The organism is Pandoraea sp. ISTKB, assembly GCF_001721285.1.
Taxonomy (GTDB): Bacteria; Pseudomonadota; Gammaproteobacteria; order Burkholderiales; family Burkholderiaceae; genus Pandoraea; species Pandoraea capi.
On sequence record NZ_MAOS01000050.1, the window covers coordinates 177,797 to 193,379 of the forward strand.

Annotated in this window: 17 protein-coding genes and 1 pseudogene; 7 read left to right on the plus strand and 11 right to left on the minus strand. The window is 65.6% G+C overall.

Features of this window, described 5'->3' with window-relative positions:
- Nucleotides 1-25: 25 nt before the first annotated feature.
- The 8 genes from A9762_RS19565 to A9762_RS19600 form a co-directional block, all read right to left on the minus strand.
- Entirely contained in the window at nucleotides 26-460 is a 435-nt protein-coding gene (locus A9762_RS19565; protein WP_069343671.1) for a biotin/lipoyl-containing protein, read from the minus strand.
- Complete coding sequence (gene accC, locus A9762_RS19570; protein WP_069343672.1) at nucleotides 457-1,833, minus strand: acetyl-CoA carboxylase biotin carboxylase subunit; 1,377 nt, start codon at nucleotides 1,831-1,833, stop codon at nucleotides 457-459. Before accC ends, A9762_RS19565 begins: the two co-directional genes overlap by 4 nt.
- Entirely contained in the window at nucleotides 1,826-2,299 is a 474-nt protein-coding gene (locus A9762_RS19575; protein ID WP_069343673.1) for a biotin/lipoyl-containing protein, read from the minus strand. Before A9762_RS19575 ends, accC begins: the two co-directional genes overlap by 8 nt.
- A gap of 38 nt (nucleotides 2,300-2,337) precedes the next feature.
- Nucleotides 2,338-3,132 carry a LamB/YcsF family protein gene (locus A9762_RS19580; protein WP_069343674.1) on the minus strand — a complete coding sequence of 265 codons (795 nt, stop codon included), beginning with the start codon at nucleotides 3,130-3,132 and terminating at the stop codon, nucleotides 2,338-2,340.
- A gap of 48 nt (nucleotides 3,133-3,180) precedes the next feature.
- Nucleotides 3,181-4,158, minus strand: a complete 978-nt coding sequence (locus A9762_RS19585) for a biotin-dependent carboxyltransferase family protein (RefSeq protein WP_069343675.1) — start codon at nucleotides 4,156-4,158, stop codon at nucleotides 3,181-3,183.
- Nucleotides 4,155-4,895, minus strand: a complete 741-nt coding sequence (pxpB, locus tag A9762_RS19590; protein WP_083254112.1) for a 5-oxoprolinase subunit PxpB — start codon at nucleotides 4,893-4,895, stop codon at nucleotides 4,155-4,157. Before pxpB ends, A9762_RS19585 begins: the two co-directional genes overlap by 4 nt.
- Before the next feature lie 3 nt (nucleotides 4,896-4,898).
- Nucleotides 4,899-6,158: an MFS transporter gene (locus A9762_RS19595; protein WP_240493643.1), complete on the minus strand. Its 1,260-nt coding sequence runs from the start codon at nucleotides 6,156-6,158 to the stop codon at nucleotides 4,899-4,901.
- A 68-nt stretch (nucleotides 6,159-6,226) separates the two neighbouring features.
- Complete coding sequence (locus tag A9762_RS19600; protein WP_069343677.1) at nucleotides 6,227-6,883, minus strand: DUF4286 family protein; 657 nt, start codon at nucleotides 6,881-6,883, stop codon at nucleotides 6,227-6,229.
- A gap of 227 nt (nucleotides 6,884-7,110) precedes the next feature.
- On the opposite strand from A9762_RS19600, the pseudogene A9762_RS19605 reads away from it, so the two are divergent.
- Nucleotides 7,111-7,899 (plus strand): annotated as a pseudogene (locus A9762_RS19605) (LysR family transcriptional regulator); the annotation flags it as partial.
- Nucleotides 7,900-7,909: 10 nt separating this feature from the next.
- Here A9762_RS19605 and A9762_RS19610 read toward each other — a convergent pair.
- Nucleotides 7,910-8,929 (minus strand): LysR family transcriptional regulator, encoded by a 1,020-nt coding sequence (locus A9762_RS19610; protein WP_083254113.1) that lies wholly within the window; start codon nucleotides 8,927-8,929, stop codon nucleotides 7,910-7,912.
- Between the two features lie 129 nt (nucleotides 8,930-9,058).
- Here A9762_RS19610 and A9762_RS19615 point away from each other — a divergent pair, with 129 nt between their 5' ends.
- From A9762_RS19615 to A9762_RS19635, 5 genes are all read left to right on the plus strand, one after another.
- On the plus strand, nucleotides 9,059-9,727 hold the full coding sequence (locus tag A9762_RS19615; protein WP_069343679.1) for an RraA family protein: 669 nt from the start codon (nucleotides 9,059-9,061) through the stop codon (nucleotides 9,725-9,727).
- Nucleotides 9,728-9,773: 46 nt separating this feature from the next.
- Entirely contained in the window at nucleotides 9,774-10,454 is a 681-nt protein-coding gene (locus A9762_RS19620; RefSeq protein WP_069343680.1) for an RraA family protein, read from the plus strand.
- Nucleotides 10,454-11,095 carry an RraA family protein gene (locus A9762_RS19625; protein WP_069343681.1) on the plus strand — a complete coding sequence of 214 codons (642 nt, stop codon included), beginning with the start codon at nucleotides 10,454-10,456 and terminating at the stop codon, nucleotides 11,093-11,095. Before A9762_RS19620 ends, A9762_RS19625 begins: the two co-directional genes overlap by 1 nt.
- A 65-nt stretch (nucleotides 11,096-11,160) precedes the next feature.
- Nucleotides 11,161-12,309: a pyridoxal phosphate-dependent aminotransferase gene (locus A9762_RS19630; RefSeq protein ID WP_240493644.1), complete on the plus strand. Its 1,149-nt coding sequence runs from the start codon at nucleotides 11,161-11,163 to the stop codon at nucleotides 12,307-12,309.
- An 8-nt stretch (nucleotides 12,310-12,317) separates the two neighbouring features.
- On the plus strand, nucleotides 12,318-13,169 hold the full coding sequence (locus tag A9762_RS19635) for an alpha/beta fold hydrolase (protein ID WP_069343683.1): 852 nt from the start codon (nucleotides 12,318-12,320) through the stop codon (nucleotides 13,167-13,169).
- On the opposite strand, the gene A9762_RS19640 is transcribed toward A9762_RS19635, so the two are convergent.
- Both A9762_RS19640 and A9762_RS19645 read right to left on the minus strand, forming a co-directional pair.
- Nucleotides 13,153-14,031, minus strand: a complete 879-nt coding sequence (locus A9762_RS19640; protein WP_069343684.1) for an intradiol ring-cleavage dioxygenase — start codon at nucleotides 14,029-14,031, stop codon at nucleotides 13,153-13,155. The two genes, A9762_RS19635 and A9762_RS19640, sit on opposite strands and share 17 nt — an antisense overlap.
- 24 nt (nucleotides 14,032-14,055) lie before the next feature.
- Entirely contained in the window at nucleotides 14,056-14,472 is a 417-nt protein-coding gene (locus tag A9762_RS19645) for a helix-turn-helix domain-containing protein (RefSeq protein WP_240493637.1), read from the minus strand.
- A 64-nt stretch (nucleotides 14,473-14,536) separates the two neighbouring features.
- Here A9762_RS19645 and A9762_RS19650 point away from each other — a divergent pair, with 64 nt between their 5' ends.
- A complete protein-coding gene (locus tag A9762_RS19650; RefSeq protein ID WP_069343685.1) occupies nucleotides 14,537-15,478 on the plus strand; it encodes an aromatic alcohol reductase in 942 nt (313 codons plus the stop codon).
- Nucleotides 15,479-15,583 lie beyond the last annotated feature (105 nt).

Consider the following 15,583-nt stretch of genomic DNA (forward strand, 5'->3'; position numbering starts at 1 on the left):
CAAGCGCACGGCGCAGGTGGGTGGCTCACGGATGCACGTCGGCGATCGGTGTGCCGTACGCCACCCAATCGCCGTCCGCCGCCGGTACCGACAAGATCACCCCGTCGACCGGAGACACGACCGGGCTGAGCACGCCATCGACTTCGAGATAGGCCACGCTCTGCCCGGCGTTGACGTTCGCGCCCGTCGCCAGCGGCGTGTCTGCGAGCGGATGCGTCAGACGCAGCACGCCGGTCGCTGTCGCCTTGATAGGTGTCGTTGGCGACCCTGACGCGTGCACAGCTTCGGCAACGACATTCGCAGACGTCGCAATGCCCATGCTGCCGTCATCCGCCACCACCGTCGGCAGGGCCCGGTCGAAGCGAACCCGCAGGCTATGCGCGCCGCTCGTCATTTCGCATTCGGTGACGTCGCTCGCTTCGAGCGTGGCGAGGATCTGCCCGATGTCGTCCAGTGTCATGCTTGTCGCTCCGGTGCGAGCGCGCCGCTCTCGATCAGGCGCTCAAGGTGATGGATGTCGAAACCGCCCTGACGAAAGCCCGGCTCGTCCATCAGCACGCGGTGCAGTGGCACGGTGGTCTCGACACCGCCGATGCCGATCTCGCCGAGCGCGACCTTCATGCGCGCGATGGCCTGCTCGCGCGTGGCGCCATGCGTGAGCAGCTTGCCGATGAGCGAATCGTAGTTCGGCGGAATCGTGTAGCCCGGGTAGAGATGCGATTCCACGCGCACTCCCGGCCCTCCCGGGGCAAGCCACTGCGTCACGGTGCCCGGCGACGGCAGGAACGTCCACGGATGCTCGGCGTTCAACCGGCACTCGATGGCGTGCCCCGTCAATCGGATGTCATCCTGCCGCACGGACAACGGCTCACCCGCCGCCACGCGCAGTTGCTCCGCCACGATGTCGATGCCCGTCACCAGTTCCGTCACGGGATGCTCGACCTGCACGCGCGTGTTCATCTCGATGAAGTAGAACGCACCGTCTTCGTACAGGAACTCGAAAGTGCCGGCGCCGGTGTAGCCCACGTCGAGACAGGCCTTGGCGCACAGCGCGCCGATACGCGCGATCTCGGCCCGGTCGATGCCGGGAGCCGGGGACTCCTCGATGATCTTCTGGTTGCGTCGCTGCATCGAGCAGTCGCGCTCACCCAGCCACACAGCGTTGCCGTGACGGTCCGCCAGCACCTGAATCTCGATGTGACGCGGGCCTTCGAGGAAGCGTTCGAGATAGACCTCGGGATTGCCGAAGGCGCGTCCGGCTTCTTCACGCGTCATCGCCACTGCATTCAGCAGGTCTTCCGGTGCGCGCACGATGCGCATGCCGCGCCCGCCGCCCCCACCGGCCGCCTTCACGATCAACGGGTAGCCGACCTGCGCGCCCATTGCCGTGATGGCCGCGCCGGCGTCCTTGCCGTCCGGCAGCGCGCCCTCGGAGCCGGGCACGCACGGCACGCCCGAGCGCGTCATCGCCTGCTTGGCGCTGACCTTGTCGCCCATCATGCGAATGGCCGACGAACTCGGGCCGACGAAGGTCAGTCCGGCGCGCTCGACCATCGCGGCAAAATCGGCGTTCTCCGACAAGAACCCGTAGCCCGGGTGGATCGCCCCTGCGCCTGCGAGCTTCGCCGCAAGAATGATTTCGCTTTTCGCGAGATAGCTTTTCGGCGACGGTGCGGGGCCGATGCAGATGGCGCGGTCGGCCAGTTGCACGTGCCGCAGCGATGCGTCCGCCTCCGAATACACGGCAACGGTCTTCAGGCCCAGCGTCTTGCAGGCGCGAAGCACGCGCAACGCGATCTCTCCGCGATTCGCGATCAGTACCGTATCAAACATGCTCGGTCTCCAGCGGTTCGATGACAAACAACACCGTGTCGGGTGTCACGGCGGTCCCATCGTCTGTGGCGATCTCCACCAGACGACCCGCGCGATCCGCATCGATGCTGTTGAGCAACTTCATTGCTTCGACGATAGCGAGCGTCTGCCCTTCCTGCACGACATCGCCGACCGATACGAACGGCGGCTGATCTGGCGCAGAGGCGCGATAGAACGTGCCGACAAGGCCCGCCGTAACGGTGTGTCGGGTCGTGGCAACCACCTGTGGCAGCGTCGTTGGCCGGGCCGGAACACACTCAGGGGCGACGGATTCGATGGGGGCGGCAGCGGCAGGCGCACGCGCCCCGATACCCCCGCTCACCTGTCGCGTCAGCCGGATGCGTGTGCGCCCGTCGTCATGCTCGATCTCGCTGACGGACGTGCCTTCGAGCAGCCGCAGCAACGGCGCCAGTGCTTCGTGATTCATGGGTGCTTCACCTCTGTGTCGCCTCTGTGGCTGCTGTATCAAGCGAACGACCGGATCGCCACGCCGTTGCTTTCCAGGACCTGACGCACCTTCGCAGCCATCTCGATCGCCCCGGGGGTATCGCTGTGCACGCAGATCGTGTCGATCTGCACCGGCAGCAGATTGCCGGAGACGGTTTCGATGGCGCCGGCCTTGACCATGCGCAACATGCGCTCGGCAGCAAACGTGGTGTCGTGCAGCACGGCCCCCGGCAGTTTCCGGTGCACCAGATGCCCGGCTTCGTCGTAAGCGCGGTCCGCAAACACCTCGCACTTGACGCGCAGACCCATCTCGCTCGCCACCGTCTGCATCAGCGCCCCGGCGAACGTCACGCAGACGAGTTCAGGATCGACAGCCTTGATCGCCCGTGCAATCGCGGTGGCGATGTCGTGCTCGGTCTGCGTCAGATTGCCCATCGCGCCGTGCGCCTTCACGTACGTGATCGGATGACCGGCATAGGCCGAGAGCGCCTGTGCCGCGCCGATCTGATAGGCGACGAGACGCTCGATTTCGCCCGGCGTGAACGGGATGATGCGTCGGCCGAAGCCCCACAGGTCGGGGAAGCCCGGATGTGCGCCGACGGCTACGCCGCGCGCCTTGGCCATGCCGAACGTCCGGGCCATGATCTCGGGGTCACCCGCGTGCATGCCGCACGCCACGTTGGCGGACGACACGATGTCCAGAATGGCTTCGTCGTCGCCCATGCGATAAGCGCCGTAGCCCTCGCCCATGTCGGAGTTCAGATCGATCTGCAACGACGGCTGCGCTTGCGACGCTTGGTGTTGGGTGTTCATTTTCGGTGTCCTTTGGTAGGGATATCTCGCTCGTGCACACACGTCGGCTCAGCCGCGCGAGGACATGAGCGCGAGTGTCTGTTGGAATTTTTCGATTTCACGGGCGCGTGCCCGACGCCGTTCGAGCGCCTCGTCGAGGTCGACCAGCGCAAAGCGAATCCGGCATCCCACGGGGGCCTGCGCGAGCTTCCACAGGTCCGTCTCGATGACGGTCGCGATCTTCGGGTAGCCGCCGCAGGTGTTGGCTTCCGCGAGCTGCACGATCGGTTGACCGGACGGCGGCACCTGCACGGTGCCCGGCACGATGCCGTGCGAGAGCAGTTCGAGCGGTGCAGCGAGCGTCAGCTCGGGACCCCGCAGGCGGTAACCCACACGGTTCGCCTCCGGTGTGATCTCGTACGCCTCGCCGGTGAACGCCTGTCGTGCCGCTTCGGTGAAGTGCCGGTATTCGGCCGCCGCGACCGCATGCACCGTCACCAGCCCTTCGCCGAGTGCCTGCCAGAAGGCAGGCAATTCAGCCGGTACCACGCCCAGCCCCGTCGCATGCAGGGGACGCTCGGCGGTCTCGCGCACGGCGAGTACGTCGCCACGTCGCAAGCCACGTCCCTCGAAACCGCCGAACGCCCCCTTGAGGTCTGTCGATCTCGACCCCATCACCGGTTCGACGTCGATGCCCCCGGCCAGACTCAGATACGCCCGGCCACCACGCTTCGGACGCTCGATCACCAGCGTCTGTCCGGCGCGCGCGGTGCGGCTCCACCACGGCGGCAGCGCCACGTCGTCCAGTCGCACGACGCAATCGGCACCCGTCACGGCAAACGACATGTCGCGCTGGAACCTGACGCGAAACGGAAACAGGCTGATTTCGACGGCCGCGTCGTTCGCATCGTTGCCGGTCAGCGCGTTGCCGAGCGCGAGGGCGAGCGCATCCATCGCGCCCGAACGGCTCACGCCGAAACCCAGATGCCCTTGGCGTCCCGCGTCCTGAACGAGGTTGGGCGCGCCGTTGGAAAGAATCTCGATCACGATGCAATCCCCGCTACCGTAAATCGAACCCGGTCGCCGGGCGCCATGAGGCACGGCGGCGAGCGCACGGGATCGAAGAGTTGTGCGTCGGTACGCCCGAGCAGATGCCAGCCGGACGGCGCGGTACACGGCATGACACCCGCCTGTGCGCCGCCGATGATGACCGTGCCCGCCGCCGTCTTCATGCGCGGCACGCTGCGGCGCGGCACCGCCATCTCCGCAGGCAGGCCGGTCATGTAAGCGAAGCCCGGCATCGACCCGATGCATGCCACCTCGTACGACGCTTCACTGTGGCGACGCACGTACTCGCGCACCTCCAGCCCCAGCGCCGAGGCGAGCGTGATCAGGTCCTCCCCCGCTTCGCCGCCATAGACGACGGGAATCTCGATGAGGCGGTCCGACAACGGCTCCGGCTCGGTCGTCTCCCACAGGCGCAGCAATGCGGCCATTGCCGCGTCCGGATGCAGACGCAACGGATCGAACAAAAACATCACGTTGTTCACACCGAGCACGACTTCCGCCGTAGCATCGCCCTCGCATTGCGCGACGATGCGCCTGGCGAGCGCCTGAAGACGGCGCTGCATCACGGCGTCGAATTCGCCGCCGGCCGGATTGAAAAGCAATGCCCCCTCACCGGCCGCGTCGATGGCAGGAACCGAGCGCGTCGCATCGTCACGCTGTCTGGCTTGCGGCGCCGCCGTCTGCGGCGCCGTGCGTTCAACCGTCAGTACGCTCATGACTCACTCTTCCAACGGTTTGCCAGCCGTTTCGCGTGCCGCCATCAACGCGACGAGCGTGACGACGAGCCCTGCCGTGATGTAAAGCGCGATGTACGTCCAGTCGTGGAAGGCTTTGTAAAGCGAGGTGAAGATGAGCGGCGCAAAGCTGCCGCCAAGAATGCCGCCCAGCGTGGCCGCCAGCGACGCCCCGGCATAGCGCACGCGCGTCGGGAACTGCTCCGTGACGAACGATGCCTGCGGGCCGTACATCATGGCCTGGAAGAACATACCGACGACGACCGCCAGCACGATCCATACCGCTTCACGGGTGTCCATCAGCGCGAAGTACGCGAATGCCCACACGATGGAGCCGAGCGTGCCCGCGCCGTACACGACACGTCGCCCGAGCTTGTCGCACAACGCGCCGAACAGCGGCACGCACACGGCATGGATGGCAGCACCCGACATAGTGGCGAGCAGCGCGAGCGAGCGCGGCAGATGCAGTACTTCCGTCACGTACGTCAACGTGAACACCACGAGCAGGCCGTAGACGATGTCGGACCCGATGCGCACGCCGCCCGCGATGAGCAGACGCCGCCAATAGCCGGAGAAGACTTCCTTGATCGGCATGTCCGACTTGTGATTGCTGCGCTCCAGCGCCTTGAACATGGGCGTCTCGTCCACACCGCGACGCAGCCACAGACCGAAGGCCACCAGCACCGCGCTGGACAGCAGCGGAATACGCCAGCCCCAGCTCTGGAAAGCCTCGGCAGACATGCTGATGGTCGCCACGGCAATGAAACCCGCACCGAGCAACGTGCCGCACGCCGGGCCCATCTGCGCAAACGACGCGTTTCTGCCGCGCTGATCCGGTTTGCCATGCTCCATCGACAACAACACGGCCCCGGCCCATTCGCCGCCGATGGCCGCGCCCTGGAAGAAGCGCAGCAGCACCAGCAGGACCGGGCTCCACACGCCCCATGTGTTGTAACCGGGCAGCAGCCCCATGAGCCCCGTGGCTGCTCCCATCAACACGAGGGTGGCGACCAGCACGAAGCGGCGACCGAGCTTGTCGCCGAGATGCCCGAAGAGGAAGCCGCCGAACGGACGCGACAGGTACCCCACCGCGTACGTCGAAAACGCGAGGATCGTGCCCGAGAGCGGGTCGAATGAGGGGAAGAAGACAGCGTTGAAGACCAGCGCCGCCATCAGGTTGTAGACGGTAAAGTCGTACCACTCCAGCGTCGTGCCGATGGAACTCGCGGCAGCGAGACGTCCCATGCGGGGACGATGGCCGCCGGACGTCTGCACTTCCGGCGCGGATTGAATGATCGTTCCAGTGTTTTCCATCACGTCAGCTCCGTTGCCGAGAGTTTCCACGTCAGGCAGTAACGCGCGACTTCGCCGGGGCGGCTGTCGAGCGCCTGTGCGGCGAAGTCGGCCGCGCGGGTGTTGGACACTTCACTGCTGCTCTCCACGATGAAGATCGGGTACATGCGGCGCGTGGCAAGGTCCTCCTGCGGCAGCGGGCGGCTCAGTTCGTCGTTCGGGCTGAGCAGGTAAGCACGCACGAAGCCGGGGTCCTCCGACAGGCGCGCGCCGACTTCGGCACAGCGCTCGGCGAGTGCCTGCGGATCGTCCGGCAGGTTCAGCGACAGGGTCGCGACGTAGGCGCCGCTGCCCAACCCCACGCTCGCACTGACGTCGCCGATGCGACGCGTGGGCGCCACCATCTTCGGCAACGTGCGCTGCGACCACGCTGTCTGATGCTGGAAGGCATGCGCATACGCCGGCGAGGCGAACACCGCAATCGACTCGGCCCAGTACAGGCTCAGATACTTGGGACGTCCCTGCAACGCGACATATCGCGCCGCCGAGATCACGCCGCGCATGCGCACGCGCTCCTCGACATGCTCACGGTCGTACCACGCGTTGAAATCCGCTTCATCGGCTTCGAGAATGTCCGAAGCCACGAACAACATGCCTTGCTGTGTTACCGGGTTCATATGCGCCTCTGTCGTTTCGCTAGGGTGACGCTATCGTCAGTAGCCAATAAACCGGTCGCAAACGGGTTTTTCTGCGGTGGCCCGATAGATTTTTCTTGTGAGTCAGCGTCTTCGGAAAACGCCCGGCTGATAGCCCCGGCATATCAGGCCGTTACGGACTTCGGAATTGACGGGTAAATTTCGGCGATCGAGAGTGCCCGTAGAACACATCGAATACGGAGACCGCCATGAACACCCGCTTCCTCGAGAGTTTCCTGCTGGCCGTGGAGCTGGGGAGTTTCCGCGCGGCTGCGGAACGCCTGCATGTCACGCAGGCGGCGATTTCGAACCGTATTGCGTCGCTCGAAGAGGAATTGGGCGCGCGGGTATTCGACCGGGGACCGGGCGAGATCCGCCTGACGCCGGTCGGGCTGCGCCTGATCAGCTACGGCGAGCGCATGCTGGAACTGCAACGCGAGATGATGCAGCTCGGCCGCACGGATCGGCATTTGCTCGGCAGCGTGCGGATCGGCGCCATCGAAAGCGTGGTCCACACCTGGCTTGTCGGCTTCATGCAGCATCTGCACGCCACCTATCCCGGCATCGAATTGCAGTTCAGCTCGGAATCGACCAGCCGGCTGCATCGCAGCCTGCGCGACGGCGACGTCGATATCGCGCTTCAGACCGACCAGATGATCGGCGAGGGCATCGTCAGCAAGGCCTGCCTGCCGATGCCGATGGGATGGGTCGGGGCCGCGCAGTCGTCACGCGCGCTGGACGGCAACCTCCCGCTCATTCTGAGTCAGCCCACGATCACGCTGAGCAAGGGTTCACAGCCTTATCTGGTGCTCAAGGATCTGTACCGGCGCGCGGGCATGCCGCTGGGGAAAGTGCATTGCGTGAGTTCGATCGCCGCCATCATCCAACTGGTCCGCTCGGGCTTCGGCAATGCGATGATTCCGCTGCCGCCCGTGGCGCGCGAGATCGAAGCCGGAGAGCTTCGCGTCATTGCGAGCGAGCACCCGCTGCCCTTGCAGGGGCTGGTCGTCAGCTATGTTGAGAATCGCGCGTCCGACGCGATCCGCTTCGTGGCGGAGCTGGCGTGTCAGGAGGCGGATCACTATATGAAGTCGCTGAACTCGCCGAGCTTGATGAGCGGCCTGAGCGGGCCGGCCGCTGCCTGAGCCACGACACCACGGCATCGACCATCGGGTGATGCCGGTTGGCGTTCCACGCCAGCGCTGCCGTCACCACCGTCACCTTCTCCTTGAGCGGACGAATCACCACATTGGCCGGGGCGAGCTTGCGCATCGACGCCGGCACCAGCGCCACGCCCTGCCCGCAGCTCACATAGGCGATCTGCGACGTCACGGAGCGCACCTCGTGCAGCACGCGCGGCGCGAAGCCGTGTGCGCGACACACCGCCGTGAGCATGTCGAAATACACCGGACTGACCTGCCGCGACGACATCACCAGATGCTCGGCCGCCAGCGATTGCAGACGCACGCGCGGCAGCGCCGCCAGCGGATGGCCCATCGGCAGCGCGACCGCCAGCCGATCCTCCGACAGCGGCAGCGTCGCGATCCCGCTGCCGATGTCGCCATCGAGCCGCACGAACGCCAGATCCAGCTCGCCCGCCTCCAGCCCCGGCACGGCTTCGACGCTGTCGATCTCCCGCACGAACACGGTGAGATGCGGATGAGTCGCCTTGAGACGATCGATGATGGGCGGCACCGTTTCGAGCATCGCAGAGGTGATCGCCCCCACGTGCAGCACGCCTGACTGGCCGGCGGCGACCTCCCTGACGATGCGCTCCAGTTGCTCGACCTGACTGGCGAACTGCCGCACCGCCGGCAGGATCGCCGCGCCCGCCGGGCTCAGATGGGTGCCCTGACGCGAGCGCTCGAACAGTTGCAGCTTCAGCGAGTGTTCGAGCACCTTGATCTGCTCGGTGAGCGGCGGCTGCGACATGCCCAGCCGGGCGGCAGCACGCCCGAAATGCTGTTCCTCGGCGACCGCGAGGAACATCCAGAGCTGCCGGATCAGGCGAAAGTCGATGGTGCTCATGGGGATATTGGCGCAGCGCGCGCGGATTCAGTATTCCGAAAATCGTATCACTAAGATACTCAGATCAAAATTTACATATCAGCAACGACGCGTGACGATGGCTGCACGTTCACAGGAGTCCTCATCGCGATGTCCCAGCCTTCGATCCTCGATCGCCTTGCCGCGCTCGACACCAACACCGTCTCCGACGCCCTCGACTTCCTCGGCCTGCCCGGCGCGACCTACGGCCTGCGCCCGCTCTGGGAATGCCCCAAGATCGTCGGCCGCGCCAGCACCATTCAGCTCGGCCCGAAGACCGAAGCCAAGCCGACCGTCCATCTGATCTCGCCGGTGATCGACGCCGTGACCACCGACGACCGCGTGCTGGTCATCGCCGGGGGCAAGGACGGCGTGTCCTGCTGGGGCGACATCCTCGCCAACGCCGCCACGGCGCGTGGCGTGCGCGGTTCGATCATCGACGGCCTGAGCCGCGATATCGAAGGCAGCGAATCGGTCGGCTATCCGGTCTTCGGACGCGGCATCACGATGATCAGCGCACGCAATCGCGTCGTTCAGGTCGACTCGGGCTCGCCCGTGACGATGGCCGGCGTGACGGTGCACGAAGACGACTACGTGATCGCCGATCGCTGCGGCACGGTATTCGTGCCCGCCGCGCGCATCGGCGAAGTGCTCGATCTCGGCGAGCGCATCGCCCACCGCCAGGACGGCATGGTGGCCGCCGTACGCGCTGGCCGTCCGGTCGCCGACGTCATGCACGACAAGGAATTCGACGCCATTCACGCATCGCAAGCGCATTAACCCTTCACCTCGTTCAGCACGCTCAACACGCCAAGGAGATTCCCCTATGACGCAAGCTCGCCAGGCCAGCACGGAAGACCGCGAACTGGTTGCCTTCTTCGAAGGCCTCGATACCCCGGGCGTTTCCGATGCCCTCGACAGGCTCGGACTGCACGGCCAGGCGCTCGGCATCTCGCCGCTCGCGAACTATTCGAAGCCTGTCGTCGGCCCGGCATTCACGGTGAAGTACGTGCCGGCAACGGTTCCCGCCGGCACCGTGGGCGACTTCATGGACGACGTGGCCGAGGGCGACGTCATCGTGCTCGATAACGACGGGCGCACCGATTGCACCGTCTGGGGCGACATCATGACCCAGTACGCCGGCCTGCGCGGCATCGCCGCCACGGTCATCGACGGCGTTTGCCGCGACGTCAGCAAGGCGCTCGGCGACAACTACCCGATGTTCACGGCCGGACGCTTCATGCGCACCGGCAAGGATCGCGTGCAAGTCGAGTCCGTCAACTCGACGGTGTCCGTCGGCACGGTGCGTGTCGCGTCGCGCGACATCGTGATCGCCGATGCCAACGGCGTCGTCATCGTGCCGCGTGCCCGCGCCCGCGAAGTGGCGAAGATCGCGCACGACATCGAAGTCATCGAAGGCGCCATTCGCGAACGCATTGCCGGCGGCGCAACGCTGGGCGAAGCCCGCACCGCGTTTAGCTATCACACGCTGCAAAGGAAAGCATGATGAGCACCACGACTTACGACGCCTCGCAACTCGAACAGGCCCGCAAGCTCGGCACGTCGACCCTGTTCGAAGCCTCAGGGCTGTCGACGAGCGCCGTTGATGTGCAGATCCGCACCGTCTGGCCCGGTGCGTCGGTGGCGGGCCCGGCCTTCCCGCTGGAATGCTCGCCCGGCGACAACCTCGCCATCCACCTTGCCATGGAGAAGGTGCCGCGCGGCAGTGTGCTCGTGGTATCGACCGGCGGCTTCGTGGCCGGCTACTGGGGCGAAGTGCTGACGGTGGCGGCCATTGCCGCCGGCGTGGCCGGTCTGGTGATCGACGGCGGCGTGCGCGATATCGCGGCACTCACCGCGCATCGCTTTCCCGTCTTCACGCGCGGCATTTCCATGCGCGGCACGATCAAGGCGAGCGTGCCGTCCATCGGGGCGCCGATTCAGTTTGCCGGCGCACCGGTGGCGAGCGGCGATCTCGTCGTGGCCGACGACGACGGCGTGCTGATCATCCCCGCATCGCAAGTGAATGACACGCTCGCACGCGGGCAAGCCCGCTTCGACAAGGAGGCGCGCGTCATGGACCGCCTGCGTGAGGGCGAGACGACCGTCGATCTGCTCGGTCTGGCGCAATGGAGGACTGCCGGGTGAGCCAGCAACCGCACACGCTCAATCGCCATCTGGCCGCCGCCCGTCCTTCGGCGACGTACAAGGTCATGGACCGCGTCGCCGCCGCCCGGGCGGCGGGCGCCAGCATCATCTCGCTCAGCGCCGGGGAGCCGGACTTCGACACCCCTGAGCACGTTCGTGAGGCGGGTATTGCCGCGATCCGTGGCGGCCAGACGCGCTATTCGCAGGTCATTGGCCTGCGGGCGTTGCGCGAGGCCATCGCGGCCAAGTTCCAGCGCGAGAACGGGCTGGATGTCGACTGGCGCCACACCATCGTCGGCACAGGCGGCAAGCAGGTGATCTTCAACGCGCTCGCAGCCACGCTCAACGAGGGCGACGAGGTCATCGTGCCGGCGCCCTATTGGGTCAGCTACCCGGAGATCGTGCAACTGTGCGGTGCGACGGCCGTCACCGTGGCCTGTGGCGCGGACAAAGGCTTCAAGCTGACGCCGGATGCCCTGCAAGCCGCCATCACGCCCCGGACCCGCTGGCTGATCCTGAATTCGCCGTCGAACCCGACCGGTGCGGTGTACAGCCGTGCCGAATTGCAGGCGCTCGCCGAGGTGTTGCTCGCGCATCCGCAGGTCCTCATCCTCTCGGACGATATCTACGAACACCTGATCTTCGACGGCATCGCGTTCAGCACGATGGCGCAGGTCGAACCGCGCCTGCGCGATCGCACCCTGACGATGAACGGCGTGTCCAAGGCGTACGCGATGACGGGGTGGCGCATCGGTTTCGGTGCGGGGCCCGACTGGCTGATCGAGGCGATGGAGAAGCTTCAGGGGCAACAGACGTCAGGCGCGAGTACGATTTCGCAATACGCGGCGCTGGCCGCGCTCACTGGACCGCAGGACTTCATCGGCCAGTCACGTCGCGTGTTCCAGCGGCGACGCGACGATGTCGTACGCGAAATCAACAACGCGTGGGGTCTGCACTGTGAAGTACCGCAAGGGGCGTTCTATGTGTTCGCGTCGTGCGAAGCGCTGATCGGCTGCGTCACGCCGACGGGCACCGAGCTTGCCACGGACGAAGACGTCGTGGGTGCGCTGCTCGACGAAGCCGGTGTCGCCACGGTGCACGGCAGCGCCTTCGGGCTGGGGCCTTACCTGCGCATCGCCTACGCACTGGACGACGCCTCGCTGGGCCGCGCCTGCAACGCCATCCAGCACTTTTGCCAGACGCTCTCGAAATAGGAGCCGCCATGACGCAGAACACGCATGACGTGGCGACGTCCAACGCCTTCGAGACGTCCACCGTCGCGCTACGCATCGACGGCGTGCCGGTCAACGTGTCAGCCATCCACCGGCAAGGCACGCGCCCGCCGGTCGTGATGCTGCACGGCTTCGGCTCGACGAAGGAGGATTACGCGGACATCGCCTTGCATCGCGGTTTCGATGCAAGGCCGTTCCTCGCTTACGACGCGCCCGGTTGCGGGCGCACCAACTGCGCGGACCTTTCGCGGCTCTCCATCCCGTTTCTGGTCGAGACCGCCGTGGCGATGCTCGAACACGTGGGATTCGAGCGCTTTCATCTGGTCGGTCACTCGATGGGCGGACTGACGTCGCTGATGCTCGCGCACGCCATGCCGGAACGGGTGCTGAGTTTCGCGAACATCGAAGGCAATATCGCGCCGGAGGACTGCTTTCTGAGTCGACAGATCGTGGACTATCCCGACGACGAGCCCGAGCGCTTTTTCGACGCATTCATCGAGCGCGCCCACCGTGCCCCGGCGTACGCCAGCGCGCTGTATGCGGCGAGCTTGCGGCACAAGGTCCGTGCGGAAGCCGTCGGCGGCATCTTCCGCTCGATGGTCGACCTCTCCGATCATGGCGAGCTGATGGACAAGTTCCTGGCGCTGCCGTGCCCGACGATGTTCATGTACGGCAGCCAGAACGCGTCGCTCTCGTATCTCGCCGACATCGAGCGCAAGGGCGTCGCATTGGCGGAAATCCCCGCCTGCGGTCACTTCCCGATGTACTCGAATCCTGTGCTGATGTGGCAGACGCTGGAACGCTTTCAGACGTCTGCCGAATCGCTCAGTGCCGCGGCGTAGTTTCCGTCGAAGTCTTGAGCGTGGTTTTCGAAGCCGTCGCAGGATTCAGAACGAAGTCGTAGTGCAGTGAATAGCTGCCGTCATCACGCCGCACCCACGACGCGATGAGCGACTGCCGCACGCCGAAGACGGCATCCGAATCGAGCCATTGATCGTCTTCTCGGAACACGTGCGTGACGAGCGTCTCATAGCCCGGCGCTTCGATGCGGAAGTGCAGATGCGCGGGACGCCACGGATGTCGCGCCGTCGCTGCCAGAAACTCGCCGACAGGGCCGTCGGTCGGGATCGGGTACGCCTCGGCCAGCACGCTGTGAAAGTGGTAACGCCCCTCGCTGTCGGCATGCAGCACGCCACGTCCCTGTGCGGCGTCGAGTTCGTCGCGCTGCACGTCGTACAGCCCTTGCGCGTCTGCCTGCCAGACATCGATCTTCGCGCCTGCAATCGGGCGCCCCGACGGATCGAGCACGGCGCCGCTCACCTCGCAAGGCTCGCCCGCTGCGCCATTCGCCACGTCCGCGCCGTTATCGTAGTGCGGCGCGTCGTCGACGAAGAACGGCCCGAAAACCGTAGCTTCCGTGCATTGCGGCGGCTTGGCGTTGTTCATCGCGACGGTCAGCATCGATAGCCCCAGCACGTCGCTCAACAAAATGAACTCCTGTCGCTTGTCGTCGCACTTCTGACCCGTCGCGGTCAGGAAAGCGATGCCCTTGGCCCATTCGTCTTCCGTCAGACTCACTTCACGGGCGAAGTCGTGCAGATGGCGCACGAGACTGCCGAAGACCTCCTTGAGCCGCGGGTCCGGCGTGTCGGCGAGTCGGGCGATCACTTCCTGCGTGATCGTATGTTGGTCGAGATTGCGCATCGAATGTCCTTGAAATCGGAAGAGTTACTGCTTGTCGTACTGTTGTCTCGCCTCGCGAAACCCTTGTGCGTTGTCGATCACCCATCGCCACAGCGGCACCATGCCGGCGAGCAATCCGCGCCCGAGCGGCGTCAACTGATACTCCACACGCGGGGGCACTTCGCGGTAGTCGTGTCGCGAAATCAGACCGTCTCGTTCCAGTTGGCGCAACGTGCGTGTGAGCATGCGCTGCGTCACGCCGTCGAGCCGGCGCGCGATCTCCGCATGCCGCAGCGTGCCGGCCACGCCCAGCGCATGCACGACACCGAGCGACCAGCGGTTGCCCGCGTGGGTCAGGATCTCGCGCTTGAGGCCGTCGTCGTCGGCGCTGAGGGCATCGCACGCCTCCTGCGACTGCTGCAAGAGGGCGTCGAGCGAGGGGGTGTCCGGTGGCAGTATCACGCGTGTGCCTTCTTACCAAGGATTCGTAACGTCACTATTATTCGCAACTTGACCGGAGTTGCAAATGACTTATCGAATCCCCCACGACAATCACGTTCTCGTCCTCGGTGCCGGAGAACTCGGCGAATGCATGCTGCGTGAAATGGCCGCGCAGCGCGATGCGGGACGCGTCGCATCCGTTGCCGTTTTACTGCGTCCCGAGTCGGAAACGTCGTCGGATCGTCGCACGCGCCTCCATTCTGCGCTGCGCACGTGGCGAATCGATGTCGTCGAAGCCGATCTCGTGACGGCAGACGAAACGGCGCTCGCCGACATCTTCCGCCGCTACACGCAGATCATCTGCTGCACGGGCTTCGTCGGTGGCCCGGGCACGCAGCGCAAGATCACGGGCGCTGTCCTCAAAGCCGGCGTCGCGCACTACATTCCCTGGCAATTCGGCGTGGATTACGACGTCGTTGGCCGGGGCAGTGGTCAGGACGTCTGGGACGAACAGCTCGACGTGCGCGACATGCTACGCGCTCAGGACAAAGTCCGCTGGACCATCGTGTCGACAGGGATGTTCACGAGCTTCGTGCTGCTGCCGGCATTCGGCCTCGTCGACCTCGATGCGGGGGTGGTGCATGCGCTGGGCGATCCCGACTTCTCTCTGACGGTCACGACGCCGCAGGACATCGGCCGCCTGACCGCGCTCATTGCGGCCTCTCGGCCGGATTTCGACGATCGGGTCGTACACGTGGCCAGCGACACGTTCACGTATCGCGAACTGGCGAGTACGCTGACGCAGGAACTCGGCAGACCGTTCACGCTGTCATGTTGCGATATCGCGCAACTCAGGGCCGATCTCGCCGCGCATCCGGACGACACGATGCGCAAGTATCGGCTGTCGTTTGCACGCAAGGATGGCGTGGCATGGCCAGTGGCGCAGACGTTCAACGCGAAGGCGGGGATTGCGGTCACCGATCTCGCGGCATGGGTGCGCGAGTGGCGAGCGGGACAGGAAGCCTGATGGGGATGAAAGCCGGGGATGAAGGCCGGAGACGAAGGCCGGTGCGGATGCCACACGCGGGGATGACCCACGTGTGGCACCGAAAGCCGCGTGAAACCTCACGCG

Coding starts and splice junctions, on each gene's coding strand:
- A9762_RS19635 (WP_069343683.1), top strand. CDS start 12,318: ATGACGCAGAACACGCATGACGTGGCGACGTCCAACGCCTTCGAGACG.
- accC (WP_069343672.1), bottom strand. CDS start 1,833: ATGTTTGATACGGTACTGATCGCGAATCGCGGAGAGATCGCGTTGCGC.
- A9762_RS19600 (WP_069343677.1), bottom strand. CDS start 6,883: ATGAACCCGGTAACACAGCAAGGCATGTTGTTCGTGGCTTCGGACATT.
- A9762_RS19565 (WP_069343671.1), bottom strand. CDS start 460: ATGACACTGGACGACATCGGGCAGATCCTCGCCACGCTCGAAGCGAGC.
- A9762_RS19650 (WP_069343685.1), top strand. CDS start 14,537: ATGACTTATCGAATCCCCCACGACAATCACGTTCTCGTCCTCGGTGCC.
- A9762_RS19625 (WP_069343681.1), top strand. CDS start 10,454: ATGAGCACCACGACTTACGACGCCTCGCAACTCGAACAGGCCCGCAAG.
- pxpB (WP_083254112.1), bottom strand. CDS start 4,895: ATGAGCGTACTGACGGTTGAACGCACGGCGCCGCAGACGGCGGCGCCG.
- A9762_RS19630 (WP_240493644.1), top strand. CDS start 11,161: ATGGACCGCGTCGCCGCCGCCCGGGCGGCGGGCGCCAGCATCATCTCG.
- A9762_RS19610 (WP_083254113.1), bottom strand. CDS start 8,929: ATGAGCACCATCGACTTTCGCCTGATCCGGCAGCTCTGGATGTTCCTC.
- A9762_RS19615 (WP_069343679.1), top strand. CDS start 9,059: ATGTCCCAGCCTTCGATCCTCGATCGCCTTGCCGCGCTCGACACCAAC.
- A9762_RS19640 (WP_069343684.1), bottom strand. CDS start 14,031: ATGCGCAATCTCGACCAACATACGATCACGCAGGAAGTGATCGCCCGA.
- A9762_RS19575 (WP_069343673.1), bottom strand. CDS start 2,299: ATGAATCACGAAGCACTGGCGCCGTTGCTGCGGCTGCTCGAAGGCACG.
- A9762_RS19595 (WP_240493643.1), bottom strand. CDS start 6,158: ATGGGACGTCTCGCTGCCGCGAGTTCCATCGGCACGACGCTGGAGTGG.
- A9762_RS19620 (WP_069343680.1), top strand. CDS start 9,774: ATGACGCAAGCTCGCCAGGCCAGCACGGAAGACCGCGAACTGGTTGCC.
- A9762_RS19580 (WP_069343674.1), bottom strand. CDS start 3,132: ATGAACACCCAACACCAAGCGTCGCAAGCGCAGCCGTCGTTGCAGATC.